At 73.2% G+C, this 25,294-nt stretch carries 21 protein-coding genes and 1 pseudogene; 7 read left to right on the top strand and 15 right to left on the bottom strand.

Going from position 1 to position 25,294, the window contains the following annotated elements:
• The first annotated feature begins 1 nt into the window (after position 1).
• From ACN28G_RS04050 to ACN28G_RS04040, 3 genes are all read left to right on the top strand, one after another.
• Positions 2-1,705, top strand: a complete 1,704-nt coding sequence (locus ACN28G_RS04050; RefSeq protein ID WP_421478437.1) for an alkaline phosphatase D family protein — start codon at positions 2-4, stop codon at positions 1,703-1,705.
• A 126-nt stretch (positions 1,706-1,831) separates the two neighbouring features.
• Entirely contained in the window at positions 1,832-2,287 is a 456-nt protein-coding gene (locus ACN28G_RS04045) for a MarR family winged helix-turn-helix transcriptional regulator (RefSeq protein ID WP_229688089.1), read from the top strand.
• Between the two features lie 142 nt (positions 2,288-2,429).
• On the top strand, positions 2,430-4,097 hold the full coding sequence (locus ACN28G_RS04040; RefSeq protein ID WP_421478436.1) for an MDR family MFS transporter: 1,668 nt from the start codon (positions 2,430-2,432) through the stop codon (positions 4,095-4,097).
• On the opposite strand, the gene ACN28G_RS04035 is transcribed toward ACN28G_RS04040, so the two are convergent.
• The 3 genes from ACN28G_RS04035 to ACN28G_RS04025 form a co-directional block, all read right to left on the bottom strand.
• Entirely contained in the window at positions 4,064-4,690 is a 627-nt protein-coding gene (locus ACN28G_RS04035) for an HAD family hydrolase (protein ID WP_421478435.1), read from the bottom strand. The two genes, ACN28G_RS04040 and ACN28G_RS04035, sit on opposite strands and share 34 nt — an antisense overlap.
• Before the next feature lie 4 nt (positions 4,691-4,694).
• Positions 4,695-8,279 carry a chromosome segregation protein SMC gene (gene smc / locus ACN28G_RS04030; protein ID WP_421478434.1) on the bottom strand — a complete coding sequence of 1,195 codons (3,585 nt, stop codon included), beginning with the start codon at positions 8,277-8,279 and terminating at the stop codon, positions 4,695-4,697.
• A gap of 209 nt (positions 8,280-8,488) precedes the next feature.
• Complete coding sequence (locus tag ACN28G_RS04025; protein WP_067360080.1) at positions 8,489-8,683, bottom strand: hypothetical protein; 195 nt, start codon at positions 8,681-8,683, stop codon at positions 8,489-8,491.
• Positions 8,684-9,053: 370 nt separating this feature from the next.
• Between ACN28G_RS04025 and ACN28G_RS04020 the strand changes: the two genes are divergently transcribed.
• Entirely contained in the window at positions 9,054-10,232 is a 1,179-nt protein-coding gene (locus ACN28G_RS04020) for a CAP domain-containing protein (RefSeq protein WP_091435486.1), read from the top strand.
• A gap of 74 nt (positions 10,233-10,306) precedes the next feature.
• Here the strand turns inward: ACN28G_RS04020 and mutM are convergent, their stop codons facing one another.
• The 8 genes and pseudogenes from mutM to rsmD form a co-directional block, all read right to left on the bottom strand.
• Complete coding sequence (gene mutM / locus ACN28G_RS04015; protein WP_091446114.1) at positions 10,307-11,152, bottom strand: bifunctional DNA-formamidopyrimidine glycosylase/DNA-(apurinic or apyrimidinic site) lyase; 846 nt, start codon at positions 11,150-11,152, stop codon at positions 10,307-10,309.
• A 205-nt stretch (positions 11,153-11,357) separates the two neighbouring features.
• Positions 11,358-12,122, bottom strand: a pseudogene (rnc, locus tag ACN28G_RS04010) (ribonuclease III); the annotation flags it as partial.
• Complete coding sequence (locus ACN28G_RS04005) at positions 12,122-13,108, bottom strand: phosphate acyltransferase PlsX (RefSeq protein ID WP_091446112.1); 987 nt, start codon at positions 13,106-13,108, stop codon at positions 12,122-12,124. The gene ACN28G_RS04005 and the pseudogene rnc, both read right to left, overlap by 1 nt.
• Positions 13,109-13,222: 114 nt before the next feature.
• Positions 13,223-13,396 carry a 50S ribosomal protein L32 gene (rpmF, locus tag ACN28G_RS04000; RefSeq protein ID WP_091435485.1) on the bottom strand — a complete coding sequence of 58 codons (174 nt, stop codon included), beginning with the start codon at positions 13,394-13,396 and terminating at the stop codon, positions 13,223-13,225.
• Positions 13,397-13,401: 5 nt separating this feature from the next.
• Positions 13,402-13,965 (bottom strand): YceD family protein, encoded by a 564-nt coding sequence (locus tag ACN28G_RS03995; RefSeq protein ID WP_091435484.1) that lies wholly within the window; start codon positions 13,963-13,965, stop codon positions 13,402-13,404.
• A 131-nt stretch (positions 13,966-14,096) separates the two neighbouring features.
• The gene (locus tag ACN28G_RS03990) at positions 14,097-14,594 is read right to left on the bottom strand and encodes a hypothetical protein (RefSeq protein WP_091435483.1); all 498 of its coding nucleotides are present in this window, start codon (positions 14,592-14,594) and stop codon (positions 14,097-14,099) included.
• Between the two features lie 386 nt (positions 14,595-14,980).
• Positions 14,981-15,469, bottom strand: coding sequence for a pantetheine-phosphate adenylyltransferase (coaD, locus tag ACN28G_RS03985; protein ID WP_091435481.1), 489 nt, complete (start codon positions 15,467-15,469; stop codon positions 14,981-14,983).
• Positions 15,466-16,029: a 16S rRNA (guanine(966)-N(2))-methyltransferase RsmD gene (rsmD, locus tag ACN28G_RS03980; protein WP_091435480.1), complete on the bottom strand. Its 564-nt coding sequence runs from the start codon at positions 16,027-16,029 to the stop codon at positions 15,466-15,468. Before rsmD ends, coaD begins: the two co-directional genes overlap by 4 nt.
• A gap of 336 nt (positions 16,030-16,365) precedes the next feature.
• Here rsmD and ACN28G_RS03975 point away from each other — a divergent pair, with 336 nt between their 5' ends.
• The gene (locus ACN28G_RS03975) at positions 16,366-17,616 is read left to right on the top strand and encodes a hypothetical protein (protein WP_091435479.1); all 1,251 of its coding nucleotides are present in this window, start codon (positions 16,366-16,368) and stop codon (positions 17,614-17,616) included.
• A gap of 533 nt (positions 17,617-18,149) precedes the next feature.
• The gene (locus ACN28G_RS03970; RefSeq protein WP_139135623.1) at positions 18,150-19,181 is read left to right on the top strand and encodes a cell wall anchor protein; all 1,032 of its coding nucleotides are present in this window, start codon (positions 18,150-18,152) and stop codon (positions 19,179-19,181) included.
• 178 nt (positions 19,182-19,359) lie between these two features.
• Here ACN28G_RS03970 and recG read toward each other — a convergent pair whose 3' ends face one another.
• Both recG and ACN28G_RS03960 read right to left on the bottom strand, forming a co-directional pair.
• Complete coding sequence (gene recG, locus ACN28G_RS03965; protein WP_421478433.1) at positions 19,360-21,579, bottom strand: ATP-dependent DNA helicase RecG; 2,220 nt, start codon at positions 21,577-21,579, stop codon at positions 19,360-19,362.
• On the bottom strand, positions 21,576-23,177 hold the full coding sequence (locus tag ACN28G_RS03960; protein ID WP_091435475.1) for a DAK2 domain-containing protein: 1,602 nt from the start codon (positions 23,175-23,177) through the stop codon (positions 21,576-21,578). The genes recG and ACN28G_RS03960 overlap by 4 nt, the downstream gene beginning before the upstream one ends.
• Positions 23,178-23,433: 256 nt before the next feature.
• Between ACN28G_RS03960 and rpmB the strand changes: the two genes are divergently transcribed.
• Positions 23,434-23,625 (top strand): 50S ribosomal protein L28, encoded by a 192-nt coding sequence (rpmB, locus tag ACN28G_RS03955; protein WP_007075181.1) that lies wholly within the window; start codon positions 23,434-23,436, stop codon positions 23,623-23,625.
• A 198-nt stretch (positions 23,626-23,823) separates the two neighbouring features.
• On the opposite strand, the gene ACN28G_RS03950 is transcribed toward rpmB, so the two are convergent.
• Both ACN28G_RS03950 and ACN28G_RS03945 read right to left on the bottom strand, forming a co-directional pair.
• Positions 23,824-24,291 carry a GNAT family N-acetyltransferase gene (locus ACN28G_RS03950; protein ID WP_091435474.1) on the bottom strand — a complete coding sequence of 156 codons (468 nt, stop codon included), beginning with the start codon at positions 24,289-24,291 and terminating at the stop codon, positions 23,824-23,826.
• Between the two features lie 18 nt (positions 24,292-24,309).
• Positions 24,310-25,248 (bottom strand): thiamine-phosphate kinase, encoded by a 939-nt coding sequence (locus ACN28G_RS03945; RefSeq protein WP_421478432.1) that lies wholly within the window; start codon positions 25,246-25,248, stop codon positions 24,310-24,312.
• Positions 25,249-25,294: the final 46 nt, after the last annotated feature.

Genomic DNA, 25,294 nt, shown 5'->3' with positions numbered 1-25,294 from the left:
CATGCCTGAGTCCCGCCTGCTGATCGGCCCGTTGCTGCGACGGGTCGTCGACACCAGGGCGACGATCTGGGTGGAGACGAGCGGGCCCGCCGTGGTCACCGTCCGCACCGCCGACGGCGCCACCGGCAGCGCCCCCACCTTCTCCGCGTACGACCACCACTACGCGTTGGTGGTGGTGGAGGGGCTCACCCCGGACAGCGCCACGACCTACCAGGTGTCGATCGGCGACGAGGTGGCCTGGCCGCTGCCGGAGAGCGAGTTCCCGCCGAGCGTCATCCGCACCCGGGCCGCCGACGACCGCGACCAGCCGGTACGGATGATCTTCGGCTCGTGCCGGGAGACCACCCAGCACGCCACCACCCGCAAGCTGCCCCCGGACGCCCTCGACGCGTACGCCCGGCGGATGATGACCGCGGCCGGTGAGGCCGGCCGGCCCGACCTGCTGGTGCTCCTCGGCGACCAGGTGTACGCAGACGAGACCTCACCGACGATGCAGCGGCTGCTCAAGCGCCGCCGGCGGCGGCCCAAGGACGCCCCGGCAGACCAGGTGGTCAGCTTCGACGAGTACACCAAGCTGTACCTGGAGTCGTGGCGGGACCCGGAGATCCGCTGGCTGCTCTCCACCGTGCCGAGCGTGATGATCTTCGACGACCACGAGGTCATCGACGACTGGAACACCTCCGCGGCCTGGCGCGCGGACATGCGGGAGCAGCCGTGGTGGGCCGAGCGGATCGCCAGCGGACTGGCCTCGTACTGGGTGTACCAGCACCTGGGCAACCTGTCGCCGGACGAGATCGCCGCCGACCCGCTGTACGCCAAGATCACCGCCGCCGAGGACGCCACCGAGGTGCTGCGCGAGTTCGGCGCCCGGGTGGACACCGAGTCGGACGTGGCCCACGACAACGACCGCTGGCGGGCCGTGCAGTACCAGTGGAGCTACTCGCTGGACCTGGGCCGCACCCGGCTGGTGATGCTGGACAACCGGTGCAGCCGGGTGCTGGAGCCCGGTCACCGGGCGATGCTGCCCGCCGGCGAGTGGTCCTGGTTCGTCGACCGGGCCCACGGCGTCTACGACCACCTGGTGGTGGGCTCCTCGCTGCCCTGGCTGCTGCCGCCGGGCATCCACCACGTGGAGTCGTGGAACGAGCGGCTGGCCGAGTCCGACCGGGCCTGGGTGGCCAAGTTCGGAGAGAGCCTGCGCCGCGCGCTGGACCTGGAACACTGGGCGGCGTTCCGTCGCTCCTTCGACGCGCTGGGCGCGCTCTTCGTGCGGATCGGCAGCGGGCAGCCGGGCACCTCCGGCGACCGGGTAGGCGCCGGTCCGGCATACGCCCCACCGGCGTCGATCAGCGTGCTCGGCGGCGACGTCCACCACTCGTACGTGGCCCGGGCGCAGTTCGCCGAGCCGGAGATGCGCACCCCGGTGCACCAGCTCACCTGCTCGCCGATCCACAACCAGGTGCCGGCCGGGATGCGCCCGGTGATGAAGCTGGGCTGGGCGGCCGGGCCGGCGTCGGCCGCCCGCGCCCTGGCCCGCGCCGCCGGGGTCCGTCGCCCGACCGTGCGGTGGCGCAAGCTGGCCGGGCCGTACTTCGGCAACGCGGTGAGCACCCTGCGGCACGAGGGCCGGTCGGCGGCGGTGACCATCGAGGGCACCACCGGCGACGGCGAGCTACGCCCGGTAGCCCACCACCACCTCACCTGAGGTGTAAGGAAGGGCCCCTTCCTATCGCTTTCGGTGGTGCAGGGGCCCCTTGCAAACATCTGCCGCCGGCGGACGGGGAGTGGACGGGGAACCGCCGGGCGGGCCGCCACCGTACTCTTTCTCGGTGTGGACGAGGACCTGCCGGAGCCGCTGCGGGCGGTGGAGCACGAGCTGACCGCCCTGCTGCGCCGGGGTCGGGCCATCTCCTGGGAGATCGCCCGGGAGGTGCACCCCAACCTCGAACCCAACGCGTACGGGCTGCTGCTCTGGCTGCGCCGGTGCGGCTCGATCCGGCTGACCGAGCTGGCCGAGCGGTTGGGCATCGGCAAGGGCACGCTGAGCCGGCAGATCCAGGGGCTGGAGGCGCTCGGGCTGGTCCGGCGGGATCCGGATCCCACCGACCGACGGGCCGCCCAGCTCAGCCTCACCGAGCAGGGGCAGCACCGGTTCGACGCCGCCCGCGACTCCCGGCTGGGCCAGATCTGGCGCACCGTGCACGGCTGGCCGGAACAGGACGTGGCGGACTTCGCCCGGCTGTTGAGCCGCTTCAACGACGCCTGGGGCAGCCACAGCCAGGGCTGAGGCCCCCGACAGCGGTCACCACGAGGGCCGACACCACCGGTGGCGGGAACAGATCCGCGACGTCCCAAGTTGTTGCTTGAGGCAACAAAGTCATACGGTTGCCTCAGGCACCCAGTTCGACACCCGGCGGAGGCACGGCACGATGACCCAGGCGGCAACCATCCGTACGACCCCGGTCCAGATGAGCCACCGGCAGATCCTGGAGGCACTCTCCGGGCTGTTGCTGGGGATGTTCGTCGCGATCCTCTCCTCCACGGTCGTCACGAACGGGCTGCCACGGATCATCACCGAACTGCACGGCGGCCAGTCGGCGTACACCTGGGTGATCACCTCGGCCCTGCTGGCAACCACCGCGACCACCCCGATCTGGGGCAAACTCGCCGACCTGACCAACAAGAAGACACTGGTCCAGCTCTCCCTGGTGATCTACCTGATCGGGTCGGTGCTGGCCGGGCTCTCCCAGAGCACCGGCCAGTTGATCGCCTGCCGGGTGTTGCAGGGCATCGGCGCGGGCGGCCTCACCGCGCTGGCCCAGGTGATCATGGCGACGATGATCACGCCCCGGGAGCGGGGCCGCTACAGCGGCTACCTCGGGGCGGTGATGGCGGTGGCGACCATCGGCGGCCCGCTGATCGGTGGCGTCATCGTCGACACCCCGTGGCTCGGCTGGCGCTGGTGCTTCTACGTCGGGGTGCCGTTCGCCCTGGCCGCCCTGGTGGTGTTGCAGCGGACCCTGCACCTGCCGGTGGTCCGCCGGAAGGCGAAGATCGACTGGACGGGTGCCACGCTGATCACCGCCGCCGTCTCGACGCTGCTGATCTGGGTCACCCTCGCCGGTGACCGGTTCGCCTGGGGTTCCTGGCCGAGTCTGGCCATGGTGTCCGGCGCGGTACTCCTCGGCGCGCTCGCGGTGCTGGTGGAGACCCGGGCCGCCGAACCGGTCATCCCCCCGCACCTGTTCCGCTCGCGGACCATCACCCTGGCCACCGTCGCCAGCGTCGCGGTCGGCGTCGGCATGTTCGGCGTCTCGGTCTTCCTCGGCCAGTACTTCCAGGTCAGCCGGGGGCAGAGCCCGACCGTGGCAGGTCTGATGACGCTGCCGATGATCCTCGGCCTGCTGGTCGCCTCCACCGTGGTCGGCCAGGTGATCAGCCGCACCGGCCGGTGGAAGCGGTACCTGGTCGCCGGCTCCGCGCTGCTCACCGTCGGCTTCACGCTGCTGGGCACGCTGCGCGCCGACACCAACCTGGTGCTGCTCAGCGGATACCTGGTCCTGGTCGGCGTGGGACTGGGCCTGACCATGCAGAACCTGGTGCTGGTGGTGCAGAACAGCGTGGGCCCGCACGAGCTCGGCGCGGCCAGCTCACTTGTCGCCTTCTTCCGTACCCTCGGTGGCGCGGTCGGCGTCTCGGCCCTCGGCGCGTTGCTGTCGACCCGGGTCACCGGCTACCTCAGCGACGGCCTGGCCCGGCTCGGTGTGCCGGCCATCGACGCCGGCGGCACCCTGCCCGACGTCAACGCGCTGCCCGCGCCGGTACGCGCGGTGGTGGAGAGCGCGTACGGCGACGGCGCCGGGGACATCTTCCTGGCCGCCGCCCCGTTCGGGTTGATCGCCCTGGTCGCGGTGAGCCTGATCAGGGAGGTGCCGCTGCGCCGGCACCACGACGACCCGCCCGCCGACGAGGTCGCGCGGCAGCCGTCGGCACCGGCCGCCGGCAGCCCGATCCTGGTCGGCGCCGACAGGCCACTGCCGGGCCCGAACCGCCAGCCGGTGGCTCAGCCGGCCGGCGTCAGCGCGGCCCGCAGGTAACGCAGGCCCGCCGGACCACTCCACCGGTACGCCGACAGCCCGGCCACCCGCGCGCCCCGGATCGCCCAGTCCTCGTCGTCGACGAAGAGCACCCGGGCCGGTGCGGTCGCCAACGCGGCGCAGGCTGCCTGGAAGTACTCCTTCGCCGGCTTGTTGAACCCGACCACCGAGGAGTTGACCACCACGTCGAACTCGTCGGCCAGCCCCAGCGCGGTCAGGTCGGCGTCGAGCACGTCGGTGGCGTTGGTGCCCAGCCCGACCCGGATCCCGGTGGCCCGCACCTCGCGGAGGAAGGCGAGCACCTCCGGGTCCGCCTCGCCCCGGTAGCGCTGCCACTGGGCGACCGCCGTCCGGGCCCGCTCGGGGTCACCCACCGAGTCGGCGAGCGCGTCGGCGACGCTGCTCATCCACTCGGCGTGGCTGACCCGGCCGGTGAGCACCGGCTGCAGCCGCCCCCACTGGGTGGCGATCTCACCCAGCACCCCGTCGGAGAGCCCGTACTCCCGCTCCACCCCGGCCGCCACGGCCGGGTCGAACCGACGCAGCACCCCGTCGAGGTCCACCAGGAGCGCTGTCGCGCGTTCCCGAGCCACTAGATTAGTCCTCCCCCTCGGTCCGGTTGATCCGTTGACTGATCACCTGGGTCACCCCGCTGCGCATGGTGACCCCGTAGAGCGCGTCGGCGACCTCCATCGTCCGCTTCTGGTGGGTGATCACGATCAACTGGCTCTTCTCCCGCAACTGTGCCAGCAACGTGATCAACCGACCAAGGTTGACGTCGTCGAGCGCCGCCTCCACCTCGTCCATGATGTAGAACGGGCTGGGCCGGGCCCGGAAGATCGCCACCAGCATCGCCACCGCGGTCAGCGACCGCTCCCCGCCGGAGAGCAGCGAGAGCCGCTTGATCTTCTTGCCCGGCGGCCGGGCCTCCACCTCGACCCCGGTGGTCAGCAGGTCGTCGGGTTCGGTGAGCATCAGCCGCCCCTCGCCGCCGGGGAAGAGCACGGTGAAGACCTGCTCGAACTCGCGGGCGGTGTCGGCGAAGGCGCTGGCGAAGACCTCCAGGATCCGGGCGTCCACGTCGGAGACCACGGTGAGCAGGTCGCGGCGGGTGGCCTTGAGGTCCTCCAACTGCTCGGAGAGGAACTTGTAGCGTTCCTCCAACGCGGCGAACTCCTCCAGCGCCAACGGGTTGACCTTGCCGAGCAGGGCCAGCTCACGTTCGGCCTTGGCGGCCCGCTTCTCCTGCACCGGACGCTCGTAGTCGACCGGCTCGGGCACCGGCAGCCCGTCCCGCTCGGCGGTCGCCACGTCGACCTGGGTCGGTGGCACCGGCTGGCTCGGGCCGTACTCGCCGATCAGGGTGGCCACGTCCAGGCCGAAGTCCTCGGCCGCCTTGGCCTCCAGCTGCTCGATGCGCAGCCGCTGCTCGGCCCGGGCCACCTCGTCGCGGTGCACCTGACCGGTCAGCCGCTCCAGTTCCGCGCCGAGCCGTTTCGCCGCACCGCGTACCTCGGAGAGCTCCGCCTCGCGGGTGGCCCGTTCGCGCGCCACGGCGTCGCGATGCTCCTCGGCCCGCGCGATCGAGGTGGTCAGGTGGGCCAGCGCCGTCCGCGCGCCGCCGGCCACGGCGCGGGCGATCCCCGCCCCCCGGGTACGCGCCGCCCGCCGGGCCGCCGCGCGTTCCCGGGCGGCCCGTTCCGCGGTGGCCTGCCGGCGCAGCGAGTCGGCGCGGCCGGCGATCGAGGAGACCCGCTCCTCGGCGGTACGCACCGCGAGCCGGACCTCCAGCTCGTTCTGCCGCGCCTGCGGCACGGTAGCGGCGAGCTGGTCACGGTCCTCGGTCGACGGCTCGGCGTCGGCCGGGGTCTCCTCGGCCAACCGGAGCCGTTCGGCCAGCTCGGCCAGGGTGATCAGGTCGCGTTCCCGGGCCGCCTCGGCGCGGGACCGGGACTCGCCCAGCCGGTCCGTCTCGGCCCTGGCCGACCGGGCCGCCGCGCCCAGCTCGGCGAGCCGGCGGGCAGCGGCGTTGCGGTGGCTCTCGGCCTCCCGCTTGGCGGCGGCGGCGTGCTGCACCGCCTCCTTGGCCCCGGCCAGCTCGGCGCGGGCCTCGACGAGCTGGTCCCGGAGTTCGGCGGCGCCGTGCTCGGCGGCGAGCCGGTTGGCCCGGGCCTCCTCGACGGCGGCGGTGACCTCGATGAAGCTGGGCGCCTTGGCCGACCCACCGGCCGCCGCGTACGCCCCGACGACGTCGCCGTCGGCGGTGACCGCCCGCAGCTCCGGATTGTCGGCGACCAGCTCGGACGCGGCGGTCAGGTCGTCGACCAGCACCACGTCGCGCAGCGCCCGGTGCACCGCGGGGCGCAGTTCGGCGGTGCACTCGACGAGGTCCGGCGCCCACCGGGCGTGCTCGGGCAGCCGGGGGCGCAGCGCGTCGGCGGAGCCGGTCATGCCCGGCCCGGCGGGGCTGCCGACCAGCAGACCGGCCCGCCCGGCGTCGGCGATCTTGAGCAGCCGCATCGCCTCGACGGCCTCGTCCACGCCGCTGACCGCGACCGCGTCGGCCAGGCCACCCAGCGCGGCGGCCAGGGCCGCGGAGTGCCCGGGGGCGACGGTGAGCAGCTCGGCGAGGCTGCCGAGCAGACCGGGAACCTCGTCGGCGCGGGCCAGCAGGGCGCCCGCGCCGTCCTTGCGTCGCAGGCCGAGGGCGAGGGCCTCCTCGCGGGCCTTCCAGGTCGCCGCGTCCTTCTCGGCGGCGCGTTCGGCGTCGGTCAACGACCGGACGGTCACCTGGGCCCGTTCCTGCGCGGCGACCGCCTCGGCGTGCCGGGTGTCGAGGTCGGCGTTGTCCCGGTCGGCCTCGGTGCTCTGCTCGGCGACCGCGTCCACCTCGGCCTGGGCCTGCTCGGCCCGGGCCAGCGCGTCGGCGTGGGCGGCGGCGAGCCGCTCGATCTCCTCCCCGGCGCTGGTGGTCCGGGCCCGGGCCGAGTTGACCTGACCGGTCAGTCTGGCCAGCCCCTCCCGCCGGTCGGCGATGGCCTTGGCCGCCGCGACCAGCTCCCGTTCGGCCGCGGCGAGCTGCCGTTCCAGCTCCTGCCGGTACTCGACGGCCTCGGCCAGCCGGATCTGGTCGTCGGTGAGCGCCGCACGCAGCTCCTCCTCCTGCTCCTGGACCCGCTCGGCCTCGGCCTCCAACTGGTCGGGGTCGCGGCCCGGCCGTTCGTCGTCGCCGGTGGCGCTGAGGTGCCGCAGCCGCTCCCGGGCGAGCTGCTCGATGGAGCGGAACCGCTCGGCGAGAGCGGAGAGCTTGTACCAGGTGTCCTGGGCGGCGGCGAGCAGCGGCGCGTCGGCGGCGAGCGCCTCCTCCAGCTCACCGAGGCGGGCCTGCACCTCGGTGTGCTCCGCCTCGACCTGCTCGCGCCGGTGCCGCAGCGCGGTCTCGTCGGCGATCTCCTTGTCCAGGGTGGCCCGCAGCGTGGCCAGGTCGTCGGCGAGCAGCCGCAGCCGGGCGTCGCGCAGGTTGGCCTGGATGGCGGCGGCCCGACGGGCCACCTCGGCCTGGCGGCCCAGCGGCTTGAGCTGGCGGCGCAACTCGGCGGTGAGGTCGGTCAACCGGTTGAGGTTGACCTGCATCGCGTCGAGCTTGCGCAGCGCCTTCTCCTTGCGCTTGCGGTGCTTGAGGACCCCGGCCGCCTCCTCGATGAAGGAACGCCGGTCCTCCGGCTTGGCGTGCAGCATGCCGTCGAGCCGCCCCTGGCCGACGATGATGTGCATCTCCCGACCGATGCCGGAGTCACTGAGCAGCTCCTGGATGTCCAGCAACCGGCAGGAGTCGCCGTTGATCTCGTACTCGCTCTCACCGGAGCGGAACATCCGGCGGGTGATGGAGACCTCGGTGTACTCGATCGGCAACGCGCCGTCGGTGTTGTCGATGGTGAGGGTGACCTCGGCGCGGCCCAGCGGTGCCCGGCCGGCGGTGCCGGCGAAGATGACGTCCTCCATCTTGCCGCCCCGCAGGGCCTTGGCGCCCTGTTCACCGAGGACCCAGGCGATGGCGTCGACGACGTTGGACTTGCCGGAGCCGTTCGGGCCCACCACGCAGGTGATCCCCGGCTCCAGCTTGAACGTCGTGGCGGAGGCGAAGGACTTGAACCCCTTCACCGTCAGGCTCTTGAGATGCACCTTCTCGATCCTCGTCCGGTGGCCGCCGCAGGCGTCGCGGGCTGCGCGGACCTGGTTGACCCGCAGACTAACCCGGCCCTGCGGGCCCTCGGGTACGCGACCCGCCCCGGAAGGTCGACCGGGGGTCCCCGGACATGGCTGCGCGCCGGCACGAATGTGTCCGGCGCGCGTTTTGCGTGGTGCGATTCAGTTGTGCGAACCCATGAAGATCAGGTCAGCGCCGGCTCGGCCAGCCGGAGGAGGTCGTCCGCCTCCGACACAGCCGCCGCGAGCCGATCGTTCTCGGCACGCAGGCGCGTGATCTCGAACTCCATTGCCTGAACCCTGGCACGCAAACGGGTGACCTCGTCGAGCAGACGCCGGTCGGGCGCTGCACCTACGTGGCCGTAGAGGGCCTTCGCCATGCTGACTCCTTGATATGCGCTGCCGGAAAGGCCGGCCAACGCGCGCCCAATATGTACGCGACTGCCATCACCCGCGATATGCGGGCACGACCGGGCGCGACTGGCGACACCTACATATTGAGCCGAGACACCCTCGTTCGTCAAGTTCTCGCAGGCCGTAGATCATCTCCACGTCGACCTGTCAACTTGCCGGGGCCACCCTCAGGCGCGGACACACTCTGTCCGGACGCCCTCACTCTACGCCCGGATCGCAGGTTCGGGCCATGGCCCGAGCGGGCTTCGTCTTAACTCTTTCTTAGCCACGTTGCTGCTGTTCGACCCCCCACGTAGCGTCACCACAGCCCATCACCGGACCCTGGAGGCAGACGGCGTGTACGGCTGGACCGACCCGACGGAGCAGGACCGCACCCAGCGGCGCACCGAGTCGCACCCCGACGAGCCGGCCTGGTTGACCGACCGTCCCGAGCCCCGGTCGAGCTACCTGTTCGGGGACGAACCCGACCAGTCACCCGAGCCGTCCGGTGCCCCGACGGACCCGCGCGGCGTCGCGGCAGACCGGCCAGGCGTCGCGGCAGACCGGCCAGGTGACCCGACGGACCCGCGCGGCGTCCCGACGGACCGGCCCGCCCCGCCGGCCCGGTACGCCGGCCCGGAGGCGGTCCGGGAGCCGGTCACCGCGTTACTGCCGGTGACCGTCGTCGCGAGCAACGAGACCGCCGAGCCCGACGCCGGCGCGCCCGTCCGGAGCCAGGGACGGCACCGCCCGCCCCGCCGGTTCACGCGGCCGGTCGTGATCGGTGGTGCCGCCGCCGCGGCCACCCTCGTGGTGAGCCTGGGAGTGGGTGCCCTGCTGCTGCCGGGCGACGAGGAACTGCCCGACTTCACCGGCCTGGCCGAGCAGAGCGCCCCGGCACTGCCGGCCCAGCCCGACACCCTGGCCGGCACGCCGACCAGCCCTCCGGTCACCGCTTCGCCGACGCCGAGCGCGTCGGCCAGCCCCTCGCCCTCGACCGCCAGCCCGACGCCGTCACCGGCCAGGACCAGCAAGGCCGCGCCGACGCCGGACCGGACCACCAGCGCGCCGTCGCGCCGCAACGTCGAGCGTGGCGGCACCGGCAGCGGCGCCACCACCAGGGCCACCACCGCCGCCGCCGACAGTGGTGCCGTCAGCGGCCAGGCACAGCAGGTCGTCGACCTGGTCAACGCCGAGCGGAGCAAGGCCGGCTGCGGGGCGGTCCAGATCGACGACAAGTTGATGACCGCGGCCCAGCGACACAGCCAGGACCAGGCCGACACCCGCAACATGTCGCACACCGGCAGCGACGGCAGCGACGTCGGCACCCGGCTGGACCGGGTCGGCTACACGTGGCGGACCTACGGCGAGAACGTCGCCTGGAACCAGCAGTCGCCGGCTGCCGTCATGGACGCCTGGATGAACAGCCCCGGGCACCGGGCCAACATCCTCAACTGCGCCTTCACCGAGATCGGCGTGGGGATCGCGACGAGCAACGGACCGTACTGGACGCAGAACTTCGCCGCCCCGCGGTAGGCGGCCAGGCGGCGCCGCTTGCCAGGCGGGGTCGCTTGCAGGCGGCGCCGCTTGCCAGGCGGGGTCGCCCGCGGTCAGCGACGTGGCCGGGGCTGGCAGCGAGGGCAGCTGTACGAGGAGCGGTTCATGAACGCCTCCCGACGGATCGGCGCCGCGCAGCGTGGACAGGGCTGACCCTCGCGGCCGTAGACGTTCAGCGACCGGTCGAAGTACCCGCTCTCGCCGTTGACGTTGACGTAGAGGGCGTCGAAGCTGGTGCCGCCGGCCCTGATGGCCTCGGTGAGCACGTCCCGGACCTGGTCGAGCAGCCGTGTCCCGGCCGGGCGGGTCAGCACGTCCGTCGGTCGGCTGCCGTGCAGCTTCGCCCGCCAGAGCGCCTCGTCGGCGTAGATGTTGCCCACGCCGGAGACCAGGGTCTGGTCGAGCAGTGCCCGCTTCACCTCGGTCCGCCGTCGGCGCAGCGCCGCGACGAAGTCGGTGGCGGAGAAGTCCGGGTCCAGCGGGTCCCGGGCGATGTGCGCGATCTCCGCCGGCAGCTGCGCCCCACCGGCCGAGACGGCCAGCCCGCCGAACGTCCGTTGGTCGACGAAACGCAGCTCGGGACCGTCGTCGGCGAAGCCGAACCGGACCCGCAGGTGCAGCTCGTCGGCGGCGCCCCGGGGTTGCAGCAGCAGCTGACCGGACATGCCGAGATGCCCGACGATCGCGTCGGTGCTGTCCAGGGGCAGCCAGAGGTACTTGCCCCGACGCCGTACGTCCAGCACCGTCCGACCGGCCAGCACGTCCGCGAAGTGCCGGTCACCGGGCAGGTGGCGGCGGACGGCACGGGGGTGGCGTACCTCGACCGTGGAGATCCGGCGGCCGACGACCCAGCGGGCCAGTCCCTGCCGGACCGTCTCGACCTCGGGTAGCTCAGGCACGGCGCTCGCCGGCCACGCCGACGTCCACCCCGGCCCGGTCGGCGTCGGGGCCACCGGGCGGCCTGCCGACGTCGGCAGGCCCAGCGTCGGCAGGCCCAGCGTCGACGCGCCGGCCGGCGTCGTGCCCGCCGACATCGTGGTGCCCACCCACATCGTGGTGCCCACCCACATCGTGGTGCCCGCCGTCGCCGTGGTGCCCGTCACCGGCGGGACCGGCCGTCACGGCAGCGGCCGCCGCCTCGGCCTGCCGGGCCGCCTGGGCCTGCTCCTCCAGGATCCGCCAGGCGGACTCGGCGGCCCGCTGCTCGGCCTCCTTCTTGCTGCGCCCCTCGGCCCCGCCGTAGCGGTTGCCGGCCACCACCACCCAGGCGGTGAAGGTCTTCAGGTGGTCCGGGCCGGTGCCCTCGATCCGGTACTCCGGCACGCCCAGCCCGAGCGCCGCGGTCAATTCCTGCAGGCTGGTCTTCCAGTCCAGCGCCGCGCCCCGGCCGGCCGACTCGGCCATCAGCGGGTCGAAGAGCCGGTGGATCACGATCGCCGCGGTGTCCAGCCCGTACTGCAGGTAGATCGCCCCGAGTAGGGCCTCCAGGGTGTCGGCGAGGATGCTCGCCTTGTCCCGGCCGCCGGTGCTCTCCTCCCCCTTGCCGAGCAGCAGGTAGGCGCCGAGCCCGTCCGGGCCCAGGCCCCGGGCCACCTCGGCCAACGCACGCATGTTGACCACGCTGGCCCGCAGCTTGGCCAACTGCCCCTCGGGCAGGTCCGGGTGGTTGTGGAAGAGCGCGGTGGTGATCACCACGCCGAGCACCGAGTCGCCCAGGAACTCCAACCGCTCGTTGGTGGGCAGGCCACCGTTCTCGTAGGCGTACGAGCGGTGGGTCAGCGCGCGTTCCAGCAGCTCCGGATCGAGCGTGACGCCGAACGCGGCCTCCAGATGGCCGACGGGAGCACGCCGCCGCTTGTCGTTGGTCATTATGCGGTTACCTCGGTGTCGGTGGTGCGGTCGGTTCGGTCGACTGGCTCGCCGGCGATCAGCGCGGCGACCGTGGCGGTGGCGGCCCGACGCCACAACCGGGCGGCGAGGGTGATGCCGGAGGCGATGTCGTCGGCCCGCGCGGAGCCGTGGCAGACCACCACGGTGCCGGAGACGCCGAGCAGGGCGGCCGCCCGGGGGGCGCCTCCACTGGCCGGCGCGCCACCGGCCATCGCGTACGCGCCCTCGATCGCCTTGAGCAGCACGTTACCGGTGAAACCGTCGGTGACGACGACGTCGGCACGGGCACCGAGGGCCACGTCGTACCCCTCGACCAGGCCGATGTAACGGCCGTCGCAGGGCAGCGGCCCGACGGCGAGCAACGGATCGGCGGCCCGGCGGGCCCGGTCGCCCTTGCCGGCCTCGGTACCCACCGAGAGCAGGCCGACCCGGGGCGCGGCGACGGCGTGCGCCACCGCGGCGTAGGCAGCACCGAGCACGGCGTGCCGGGAGAGGGTGGCCGGGTGCGCCTCCAGGGAGCCGCCGACGTCGAGCAGGACGACCGGTCCGTCGATCGCCGGCAGGGTGGCGACCAGCGCCGGTTGGCGTACCCCGGGCCAACGGCCGAGGCCGAGCACGGCGGCGGTCACCGTCGCGCCGGTGGAACCGGCGGAGACCAGGGCGTCGGCCGCGCCGGTCCGGACGGCGGCGACCGCCGCCCGGACGGTGCTGTGGCTGCGGGCGGCCCGGGTGGGGTACTGCTCGGACATGGCGACGACGTCGCGCACCGGCCGAACGGCGATCCGGGCCCGTTGGGCAAGGTCGAGAGCGTCGACCACCTCGGCGGCGGTCTCCGCCGGGCCGACGAGAAGCAGGTGCAGGTCGGGGTCGGCACGGACGGCCCGCAGAGCGCCGTCAACCACGACGGCGGGAGCGTCGTCCCCGCCGAGGAGGTCAACGGCGATCCGCGCGGTGCCCGGCTCCACCGCTACGCCGGCCGGAGCGGGCCGGTCGGCGTCGGCGGAGTCCGGGTCACCGGGCGATCGCCAGGTGGGACGTGCCACCCGACCCGGGGTCGGGGGCGTCACGCGGCGTCCAGGTCAGACCTCGAGAACCTGGCGGCCGTTGTACGTGCCGCAGACGGAGCAGGCAGCGTGCGGCAGCTTGGCCGACTTGCACTGCGGGCAGGCCACGGTCGCGACCGCCGCGGCCTTCCAGTTCGCCCGGCGGGACCGGGTGTTGCTGCGCGACATCTTGCGCTTGGGGACGGCCACGGTTCTTACTCCTCTGTACGGGTCAGTTGCGACAGGCCCGCCCAACGCGGGTCGACCTGCTGGTGGCTGTGGTCGGCCGGCAGTTCGTCCCAGTGCACCCCACACTCGGGGCACAGCCCTGGGCAGTCCTGGCGGCAGAGCGGATTGGTCGGCAGGGTGAGCACCACCGCGTCCCGCACCGCCGGCTCCAGGTCGATCAGGTCTCCCTGCATCCGACCCACCTCGTCGTCTTCGGTCGTGGCGTCCGTGGTGCTGTTCTCGTACGCGTACAGCTCCTGGACCGTCACGGCCACCGAGTCGTGGATCTCGCGCAGGCAGCGACCGCACTCGCCCCGGACGGGACCGCTGACGGTCCCGGAGACGAGCACCCCCTCGGACACCGACTCCAACCTCAGATCGAGGTCGAGGTCCGCGCCCTCCGGCACGCCGACCATCTCCACGCCGAGGTCCGCCGGTGCCGGCACGACCCGCTTGACCGTACGCAACGCGCCAGGTCGGCGCGGCAGTTCCCTCGCGTCGAGGACCAGCGGCGACCTGGGGTTGAGTGGCGATGGCGAGTGTTTGGGCATAGTCAGACTCCGGCCGGTGAGAGGCCGACACACGAGGTTACCTGGGACAGCGACCCCCCGTCGAACCGGGGGCGACGCCCAGCAGCGTCGTCGGCTGCGGCGATACCGCTCGGAAGGTTCGGCGATACCGCTCAGAAGGTTAACGGGCGCTCGGTCTCGTCACCCGCGAAGGTGCCGATCTCGCGTAGCGCGTGCATCTTGTCCCGGCCACGTTCGATCGAGGCGAGCGCCCGGGTGAGGAACTGCTCGAAGTTGGCAAGCGCCGTGTCGACGTAGTCGTCCACCTCCGCCCGCAGCCGCTGGGCCTCGGCCCGCGACTCGGCGACGATCCGGGCCCCCTCGTGCTCGGCCGAGACCGTGATCTCGTTCACCGAGACCAGGCGGGCGTGTTCCGCCTCACCCTCGCTGATGATCCGGTCGGCCTCCCGCCTACCGGCATCCATGATCTTGTCCCGCTCCTCCAGGAGCGCCGCGGCACGACGCAGGTCGGCGGGGAGTTCGGCGCGCAACTCGTCCAGGGCGGCGATCACCTCACCCCGGTCGAGCATGCAGTTGTTGCGGGACATCGGCACGGATCGTGCCGTCTCCACCATGGCGATCAGTTCGTCGATGCGATCGAGCGGGTCCACCGGTACCTCACTCCTGTCGTTCGTCGGCCGACCTCCATGATGCGGGCTGCGGCCGGGTTCCCGCCCCACATGATGTCGCGCACCGGCCACCCGCACCCGGCCACCCCGTCCCGGCGCGTCGCGCCGACCCCACTCCGACGCCCGGACCCCGGCCCCGGCCCCGCGCTGACGGTCGCCGGCCCCGCGCTGGCGCTGGCGGTCGCGCCGGCGGTGTCGGTTGCGGTCGCGGTGTCGGTTGCGGTCGCGGTGTCGGTTGCGGTCGCGGTTGCGGTCGCGGTCGCGGTCGCGGTGTCGGTTGCGGTTGCGGTCGCGGTCGCGGTCGCGGTCGCGGTGAGAAGGGTGCCCTTCTCTACCGGAGGCGTTAACAAGGGGCCCTTCCTTGCACCTCAGTCGCGGAGGGAGGGGTCCAGGCGGGCGGCCAGAGCCTCGCGCACCAGGTCGGGCACGTGCGGGGAGACGTCGCCGCCCCACTTGGCCACATCCTTGACCAGGCTGGAGGAGAGGAACGAGTAGAGCGGGTTGGTGGGCATGAAGAGCGTCTCCACCCCGGCCAGGCCGATGTTCATGTGGGCCATCTGCAACTCGTAGTCGAAGTCGCTGACCGCCCGCAGGCCCTTGACCAGGACCGTCGCCTGCTGGGCCCGGCAGAAGTCGACAAGGAGCCCACGGAACGACTCGACCCGGATGTTCGGGTACGAACTGGTCACCTTCTGGAGCATGTCGATGCGTTCCTCGACGGTGAACAGCGACGTCTTCGACTGGTTGATCAGCACCACCACGATCACCTCGTCGAAGAGCCGACTGGCCCGACCGACGATGTCGAGGTGTCCGTTGGTGACCGGATCGAACGAGCCGGGGCAGACCGCACGTCTCATGATCGGCGACCGTACCAAAGGGTGGTCTCGCCGTACCGCCGACTGCGGTGACACGTGACGCCTTCCACCCAGGTGAACTCGCCCCTGCGACTGGCCCGCTCGATCACGACCAGGGCGTCGTCGGCCAGCCAGCCACCCTCGACCAACGCGGTGAGCATCGCGGTCACCTCCTCGGCCGGCACCGCGTACGGCGGATCGGCGAAGACCACGTCGTAGGGCTCGCCGTCGCAGCCGGCGGCCAGCGCGGTGGCTACGCGGGCGGTGACCAGGCGGACGGCGGGGCCGGCGCGCAGCGCGGCGATGTTCTCCCGGATCACCCGGGCGGCCCGGGGGTCGGACTCGACAAGCAGGACGTGTCCGGCACCCCGGGAGAGCGCCTCCAGCCCGACCGCGCCGGAACCGGCGTACAGGTCGGCGACACGGGCGCCGGTCAGGTCGAGCGCGGCCTCCACCGCACTGAACAGCGCCTCGCGGACCCGGTCCGAGGTGGGACGGGTCCCGGCGCCGGGTGGGGCGGCGATCCGCCGCCCGCCGAGCGTGCCGGCCACGATCCGGGTCACCGACGCCTCCTGGGCACCGCGTCCGACGTCTTCACCACCCCGACGCTACGCGACCACGCTGGCGCCGTCGCGGACACGGTAGGTGTCGATCAGTAGTGGACGGCGTCACCGTAGGTATATCAATGATCTCAAATTCATAACATGACTATTAGGGTCCGCTGAGGGCTGTGCCGCATCCGGCGTTGTCGCTAGGGTCTGCCGGGTGTCGGCGGTGGTTCGCCGACCCACGGTGTCGGGGAGGCACTGGCCCTGCGGGACGCGCCCGAGCCGACGGCAGCGACCGCTCACCGCCGCCCCGTGCCGTACCCCTGAACGCTCTTCACCCCGGGAGTACGTGTGATCCGTCCCCCGCTGTCGCTGCGGCGACCGCTCGCCCTGGCTGCCGCCTCGTTGCTCGGCCTCACGGCGTTCGCGGTCTCGTCGCCGGCGAGCGCCTCCGCCCCGTCGCCGACGCCTTCGGCCAGCGCGTCGACCGAGCCGGCCCAGCCCCCCGCCCCGGTCTGCGTCAGCGCCGAGGACGCCCGGTACACCCACACGTTCGACGGCCCCAAGGGTGAGGCTTCGATCACCCTGGTCAACGGCCCGCTCTGCGCCGGCCAGGAGCAGGACGTGGCCCTGGTGTCGTACCTCGCGCCGTCGGCGCGCTTCGCCACCCCGCAGTACGTCTTCGACAAGTCGGTGAAGAAGTTCACCGGTGCCGCCGAGGGTGAGCTCCAGCAGGCCAAGCTGGACTTCAAGGTCGAGGTCCCGGCCTGCTTCACGCAGACCGACTTCGTCTTCGGCAGCGAGATCATCGACCCGCTGGACGAGAAGAGCGCCCGGTACGGCGACCGCAAGATCGGTAGCCCCTCCGGCATCGGTTCGCGCTCCAAGGGCCCGCAGGGCTGGTACAACGGCGGCAAGGACACCTGCGTCGCCGCCCCGGCCGTGGAGGCCACCAGCGACTGCGACGGCAAGGTCACGCTGACCCTGGTCAACCGGGGCAACATCAAGGCGACCTTCCAGGTCACCGGCAGCGGCGAGTACACCGAGCAGGTCACCGTGGCGGCCGGCGAGCGCAAGAGCCACGAGCTCACCGCCGAGCAGGCCAAGGAGATCGAGGTCTCGGCCAAGGGCATGGAGACCTGGAAGGGCGGCTACGAGAAGCCCGAGGACTGCAAGCAGCCCGAGGTCGGCGTCCCGGACGGCACCTACACCTCCACCTGCGACGAGATGATCTTCGAGATCAAGAACCCGGAGAACGGGATCACCGTCAACTCGACCTTCACCCCGAGCAAGGGCAAGGCGAAGACCGTCGCGGTCGAGCCGGGCAAGACCGAGAAGGTCACCTTCCCGGCCAGCAAGGGCTTCACCGTCACCGTCACCGGCGACCTGGACTCCGGCGGTCCGCTGAAGTGGACCGAGCCGAAGGAGTGCAAGGACAAGGACGACGAGGGTGGCTCCGGCGGCGGCGACACCGAGGAGGAGGGCCTCCCGGTGACCGGTGCGGCGGCCGGTGGCATCGCCGCCGGCGCGGCGGCCCTGCTCGCCCTGGGCGCGGTGCTCTTCGTCGTCGCGCGGCGTCGTCGGGTGCACTTCACCGCCTGATCCGGCAATGAACGCCTGATCGGTGCCGGCCCACCCGGGTCGGCACCGACCAGGCGGAACCGAACGGCCTGACGGCTGCCGAGCCCGGCAGCTGACCCGAAGGGCGCGTCGACCAACCGGTCGACGCGCCCTTCGGCGTCGCGGGCCACCCCGCACCACCAGCCGACCGAACCGTGCCGCGCCGACCAACCGAGCTGACTGCGCTGACCGTCCAGTCAGGATTAGACCCCGACCACACCCGTTGACCAGCGCCGATGAACTTCCTCCCACCACCGGCCAGACGGGCCACGATCGGCTTATGGTGATCATGGCGTGACCTTCGGCTGACGGATGATCTCGACTTGATCACATGATCCTTAGCGGACCCTGAAGATCTGGCGCGTTCTCCGTCGATCGGTACAGTCACGTCCTGCGTCCGACCTCACCGGACGCATCGGCGTCGGGGGACGCCAGGTGAGCCCATGCCGTACCGGTCGTGCCGGCTCCCGTCCATCCCGTCGCACCTCGATCACACCCCTCGTCAGGAGCAGACGTTGATCCGTCTCAAGTCCCCGCTGCGGCGCGTCGTGGCGGTCACCGCCGGCGCGCTGCTCGGTGTCGCCGGGGCCGCCGCCATCGCCGCCGCCCCGGCCAGTGCCCACCACCCGATCATCGACGGCACCGGCTGCAAGCTGAAGGACGGCAGCGTCCAGGTGACCTGGACCGTCCGCAACAGCGAGCGACAGTGGGACGCCACGGTGGTGGGCGCGTGGAGCCCGGCGGCCACCGAGCTGACCGGCATCGTCCCCGGCGCCGTCGTGCCGAAGTCCGGTCAGGGCGAACTGGTCGGCCAGCAGACCGTCCCCCGCAACAAGAAGCTGGAGCTCAGCGTCCGGCTGGAGTGGGACAAGGGCCGGTCCAAGGTCTACAGCACCCGCACGGGCGTGGTCCGGGTGACCGGCAAGTGCCAGACGCCGGAGCCGACCCCCACCTCGACCCCCACCGAGGAGCCGACCCCCACGCCGTCGGAGACCACGCCTACCGAGGAGCCGACGACCCCGACGCCGACGCCCTCGGAGACCACCCCCACCGAGGAGCCGACCCCGACGCCGTCGGAGACCACGCCTACCGACGAGCCGAGCGAGAGCACCCCGCCGGCCAGCCCCACCCCCAGCCAGCCGCCGGTCCTGCCCGAGCCGGGTGAGCCGACGTTCGAGCTGGAGCAGACCTGCGACCAGCTCACCTTCGGCATCGACAACCCGGCCGACGGCGTCGAGTTCACCGTCACGCTCACCAGCGAGAAGGGTGAGGTCAAGACGCTCGACGCGGTGCCCGGCAAGAAGACCTCGGTGTCGTTCGACGCCTACGAGGGCCTGAAGGTCACCCCGAGCATCGGCGACGTCAAGGACGAGGTCGTGGTCTGGGAGCAGCCGAAGGACTGCGAGGAGGAGGGTGGCTCCGGTGGTGGCCTGCCGCTGACCGGTGCCGCCGCCGGTGGCATCGCCACGGGCGCCGTCCTGCTGCTCGGCGCCGGTGCGGGCCTGTTCGTGATGGCCCGTCGTCGCAAGCTCCGCTTCACCGCCTGAACCACTGCGGACACCCGCGTGCCACCCGCCGGCTGACCGGCGCTGACACGCACCGAGGGCGCGTCGACCACCCGGTCGGCGCGCCCTCGCCGCGTGCGGTCGGCCCGCCACCACTAACCCGGCGCGCCCTCGCCGCGTCGGCTCCACCGGGGACCCGACGCGGCCGGACCGTCCGCGGTCAGCCCTTTTCCAGGTACTCGGCGCGTTCGGCGTCGACCAGAGCGGCCACCGAGGCGGCCAACGCCGGGTGCCGGGCCAGTTCCGGGTCCTCCTCGACCAGCACGATGGCCTCGGCCCGGGCGTCCCGGATCAGCTCGGCGTCCCGGCGCAGCGAGAGCAGGCGCAGGTGGGAACGGTGGCCGGACTGGGTCGCGCCCAGCACGTCGCCCTCCCGACGCTGTTCCAGATCCAGCTCGGCGAGCTTGAAACCGTCCGTGGTGGACGCGACCGCGTCCAGCCGCTCGCGGGCCGACGAACCCTCGGCCGCCTCGGTCACCAGCAGGCAGAGCCCGGCCGCCGAACCCCGTCCGACCCGGCCCCGGAGCTGGTGCAGTTGGGACACCCCGAAGCGGTCGGCGTCCAGCACGATCATCACGGTGGCGTTGGGCACGTCCACGCCGACCTCGATGACCGTGGTGGCCACCAGCACGTCCAGGTCACCGGCGGCGAAGGACCGCATCACCGCGTCCTTCTCGTCGGCCGGCAGCCGGCCGTGCAGCACCCCGATCCGCAGCCCGTGCAGCGGCCCCTCGGCGAGCAGCGGAGCCACCTCGGTCACCGCCAGCGGGGCCCGGCGCCCGGTGTCGTCCTCGGCCGGCGGTTCCTCGGCCGCCGGGCCCGTCGACGACCCGGCGGGGGTGTCCCCGATCCGGGGGCAGACCACGTACGCCTGGTGGCCGGCGGCGACCTCCTCGCGGACCCGGCGCCAGGCCCGGTCCAGGAAGGCCGGCTTCTCGGCGGCCGGCACCACGTGCGAGGCGATCGGCGACCGACCGCGCGGCAACTGGGAGAGGGTGGAGGTCTCCAGGTCGCCGTAGACGGTCATGGCGACCGTGCGCGGGATCGGCGTCGCGGTCATCACCAGCACGTGCGGCGGCTGGTCGGCCTTGGCCCGCAACGCGTCGCGCTGCTCCACCCCGAACCGGTGCTGCTCGTCGACGACCACCAGCCCCAGGTCGGCGAAGTCGACCCCCTCGTAGAGCAGGGCGTGGGTGCCCAGCACCAGGCCGGCCCGGCCGCTGGCCACCTCGGCCAGCGCCGCGCGCCGGGCCGCCGCCGGCAACGAGCCGGTGACCAGCTCGACCCGGGTGGCCTGCTCGGCGGCGTCCAGCTCACCGGCGCGACCGAGCGGGCCGAGCAGGTCGCGCATGCCCCGGTGGTGCTGGGCGGCGAGCACCTCGGTGGGGGCGAGCAGGGCGGCCTGACCGCCGGCGTCTACCACCTGCAGCATCGCCCGCAACGCCACCACCGTCTTGCCGGAACCCACCTCACCCTGCAACAGCCGGTGCATCGGGTGGGCGGTGGCCAGGTCCGCGCCGATCTCCCGGCCGACGTCGCGCTGCCCGCTGGTCAGCTCGTACGGCAACCGGGCGTCGAAGGCGTCCAGCAGGCCACCGGCGCGCGGCGGCCGGGCCCGCGCCGGCCAGGCGGCGGCCCGGTGCTTGCGCTGCACCAGGGTCAGCTGTACGGCGAACGCCTCGTCCCACTTGAGCCTGCGGCGGGCCCGGTACAGCTCCTCCTTGCTGGACGGACGGTGGATCTCGCGCAGCGCGGGGCCGATACCCACCAGGCTGCGGCTGGCCCGTACGGTCGCCGGCAGCGGGTCGTCCGGCGGGGTGAAGGTGTCCAGCACCACCCGGACACAGCGGGCGATCACCCAGGTCGGCACCGCCGCCGCAGCCGGGTAGACCGGGATCAGCGCCCCGGCGAACTCCTCGATCTCCTCGTTGGCCGCCGCCTCGCCGTCGGTCGCCTCGCCGAGCAGCACGTACTCCGGGCCGTTGAGCTGGCGTCGGCCGCGGAACTCGGTGACCTTGCCGGCGAACAGACCCCACCGGCCGGGACGCAGCTCCCGCTCCCGCCAGGCCTGGTTGCCGAAGAAGGTGAGCGTCAGGGTGCCGCCGGTCGAGTCGCCGACGGTCACCTCCAGCAGGTTGCCCCGGCGCTGGCGCATCGGCCGGACCGCGGTGCGCTGCACCTGGGCCAGCACGGTGACCTGCTCACCGACGTCCAGGGCCCGGATGTCGGTGTGCTCGCCCCGCTCGTCGTACCGACGGGGGAAGTGGTAGACCAGGTCACCGGCGGTGTGCAGGTCGAGGTGGCCGGCGAGGGCCTTCGCGGTCTTCGCCCCGACCAGCTTCGACAGCGGCGTGTCCACCGTGGCCGCCTCCGACGTCATTCGACCCCCACCATGAGCGGACAGTGCGGTTGCCCGCCCGGATACGCCTGCACCTCGACAAACGGCCACCGCTGCGCGACGTGCGCGCTCACCGCGTCGGCGAGACCGGTCGGGGCGTCCGCGCCCCAGAGCAGGGTGACCAGCTCGCCACCACCGCCCAACATCCGGTCGACCAGGGCCGCGCAGGTGTCGACCAGGTCGGTGCCGATCAGGTGCACCTCCCCCTCGACCAGCGCCAGGACGTCACCCGGGCGGCACGGCCCGGCCACCGTCAACGCCTCCCGGTCGGCCCGGCGGACTTCGGCGTACCGGCAGGCCCCGGCCGCCTCGGCCATCGCGATCACGTCGTCGGCGAAGCGCCGCCCCGGGTCACGCACGGCCAGCGCGGCCAGCGCCTGCACCGGGGACCGGGTGGGCACCACGCTCACCTCGACGCCGGCCCGGTGCGCCGCGCGGGCCGCCACGCCCGCCACCGCCCGGGCAGCCGGGTCGTTGGGCAGGACCACCACCCGGGCCGCCCCGGTGCGGTGGATCGCCGCCAGCACCTCGCCGGTGGACGGGTCGCCCGCCAGCACCGTCACACCCTCGGCGGCGAACAGCTCGGCCAGCCCCGCGCCGGCGGCCACCACCACCGCGGCCCGGTGCTCGGCGACGGGACCGACCGCGGTCGCCGGCTGGTCGGCGAAGCGGGTCACCGAGATCTGGTACGGTCGGCCGGCGGCCACCCCCGCCTCGACCGCCGCGCCGACGTCGTCGACGTGCACGTGGACGTGCCAGGTCGGGTCACCGCCGACCACCACGAGGGAGTCACCCAGGGCGGCCAGGGTGTCCCGCATCCCGGCGACCGCCGCCGGCTCGGCGTCGAGCAGGAACTGCACCTCGTAGGCGTACTCCGTCGAGTCGGTCGGCCGGTCGGGTTCGGCCGGCGGGCGGACCGGTCCGGGCGCGGACGCCGGCCGGTCCGGCCGTTCCCCGGTGACCACCTCGACCAGGGCGTCCAGCAGCAGGCACAGGCCCCGGCCGCCGGCGTCGACCACGCCGGCGCGGGCCAGGGCCGGCAACTGCTGCGGGGTACGCGCCAGCGCCCGCACCGCCGCGCCGGCCGCCGCCCGGCAGACCGTGGGCAGGTCGTCGCTGTCGGCCGCCTGCGCCGCGCCGGCCGCCGCGGCCGCCACGCTGAGCAGGGTGCCCTCCACCGGGCGGGTCACCGCGGCGTGGGCCGCGGCGCTGGCGTCACGCAACGCCGTGGCCAGTTCCCGGCCGCGCACCACGGGCACGGTGGCGACCGCGTCGGCGAGACCGCGCAGCAGCTGCGAGAGGATCACCCCGGAGTTGCCCCGGGCCCCGAGCAACGCGCCCCGCGCCATCAGCCGCAGCGCGTGCCCGTGCGGGGTCGACGCGTCGGCGGGCAGGGTCTCCAGGTCCATCGCCAGGGCCTGCTGGGCCGAGGTGAGGGTGAGGACCAGGTTGGTGCCGGTGTCGCCGTCCGGGACCGGGTAGACGTTCAGCTCGTCGATCTCGCCCTGGTGGCGGCGGAGCGCGGCCAACCCGCCCGCACACCAGCGTCGCACCGCGGCGGCGTCGAGGGTCTCCAGCACGGCGAGAAGCCTACTGGGGTACCCCGACAGCCGCCGGGGTCGGCCGATTCGCCCCGGGCGTGTCCGCGCTGGCAGGGGTGGTTGGCCGGCCGGGGCGCAGATCGGGTAACCTGGCCAGGTTGTCCGGGCGACGCCTGCCGGCGAACCGCCTCAGGTACGGCCTGGATCCGGCACGATCTGGATCCGGGACGACCTGGATCCGGCACGACCAGCATCAAGCACGACCTCATGAACGTATCAATCTCAGGAGTATCCCGTGGCTAGCGTGTGCGACGTCTGTGGCAAGGGACCGGGCTTCGGCCACAACGTGTCCCACTCGCACCGGCGGACCAACCGCCGCTGGAACCCGAACATCCAGTCGGTGCGCACCCCGGCCGGTGGCGGCACGACCAAGAAGCTCAAGGTCTGCACCTCCTGCATCAAGGCCGGCAAGGTCACCCGCGCCTGACCCGGTAGCCCCCGGGCACCGACCCTGCCATTGCCGGCGGACCGTGGACGGTCCGCCGGCTCTGTCATGTCCCGGTTCTGTCGGGTCCAGGTTCGCGGGTGTCCTCCCGGCCCGCTCCGCGCGGGCCCGCCGAGCCGTCTGGGCGGGCCCCGACCGGCCCGCCTGCTTGGGCCCGCCTGCTTGGGCCCGCCGGGTTGCTCAGAGGGTGCGGCCGAAGGAGACGCAGCCCGGCTCGTCCCGGTAGAAGCCGAAGTTCGGGATCCGCTCGTACCCGGCCGACGAGTACATGGCGATCGCCTCGGGCTGCCGGTCGCCGCACTCCAGGATGAGCCGCTTGCGGCCGTGCTCACGCGCGGAGCGCTCCACCGCGGCGAGCACCGCGCGGGCCACCCCGCGCCCCCGGGCCGCCGCCGCGGTGTACATCCGCTTCAGCTCGGCGGTGTCACCGGCGGTGCCATGACTGCGCCAGCCGCCACAGCCGACCGCCTCCCCGCCGAGGTAGGCGACCAGGAACGCCCCGTGCGGCGGGACGAACTCGGCCGCGTCCACCGGGGTCTCGTCGCCGCTGCCGCCGTAGCGTTGCCCCAGGTCGGCCAGCGCGTCCCGGATCAACGCCCGGGAGACCGGCGCGTCGAAGGGCAGCGCACGGAGTTCGATCTCACTCACGGTTGAAGGGTACGACCATCACCGGAAGTGGTCCCAGCCGGCCGGCCCCTCGTACCGGGCGCCGTCGACGGTCACCCCGGCGCCCGCCGAGACCCGGCCGATCGGGCGCCAGGGTGCGGGCAATACCACCGCCGGCGGGAAGGTGGCCGCCAGGGCGTGGTCGTCTCCCCCGGCCAACAACCAGGTGTACGAGTCGACGCCGAGCGCCTGGGCGGCGTCCCGCATCTGGCGGGGCACCTCGAAGGCGGCCCGGTGCACGTCGACGCGGACCCCGCTGGCCTTGGCCACGTGGCCCAGATCGGCCAGCAACCCGTCCGAGACGTCGATCATGGCGGTGGCCCCGAGCCGGGCGGCGTGCGGACCGGCCGAGTACGGCACCTCGGGTCGCCGGTACGCCTCGACCAGCAGCTTCGGTGTCCGGAAGCCCCGGGACAGCACGGTGTAGCCGGCCGCCGCGTACCCGGTCCGGCCGGCCAGGGCGACCACGTCACCGGGGCGGGCACCGGAGCGCACCACCGGGGCCCGGCCACCGAGGTCACCGAGGGCGGTGACCGCCACGGTCAACGTCGGACTGGCCGACATGTCCCCACCTACCACGCTCGCGCCGACCTTGGCGGCCTCCGCGCCGAGCCCGTCGGCGAGCTGCTCCGCCCAGTCGGGCGACACCTGGGCGGGCAGACAGAGGGCGACCAGCAGGGCGGTGGGCACGGCACCCATCGCCGCCACGTCGGCCAGGTTCGCCGCCGCCGCCCGGTGCCCGACGTCCAGTGCGCTGGACCAGTCCCGCCGGAAGTGCCGCCCCTCGACCAGCACGTCGGTCGAGGCCACCACCCGGGCGTCCGGGGCGCTCACCACCGCCGCGTCGTCACCCGGCCCGAGCAGGCAGGCCGAGCCCTGTCCCAGCCGGGCGGTGACCCGGTCGATCAACCCGAACTCGCCGACATCCGCGACACTCACGCCGTCCCGCTCCGCTCGCTCAATGCTTCTCCTCGACCACCGATAG

Origin of the sequence: Micromonospora sp. WMMA1923, from assembly GCF_049179195.1 — a bacterium.
GTDB classification, from domain to species: domain Bacteria; phylum Actinomycetota; class Actinomycetes; order Mycobacteriales; family Micromonosporaceae; genus Micromonospora; species Micromonospora yangpuensis.
The sequence above is the reverse complement of the archived record's forward strand: the minus strand, read 5'-3'. Positions and strand labels throughout refer to the sequence as shown.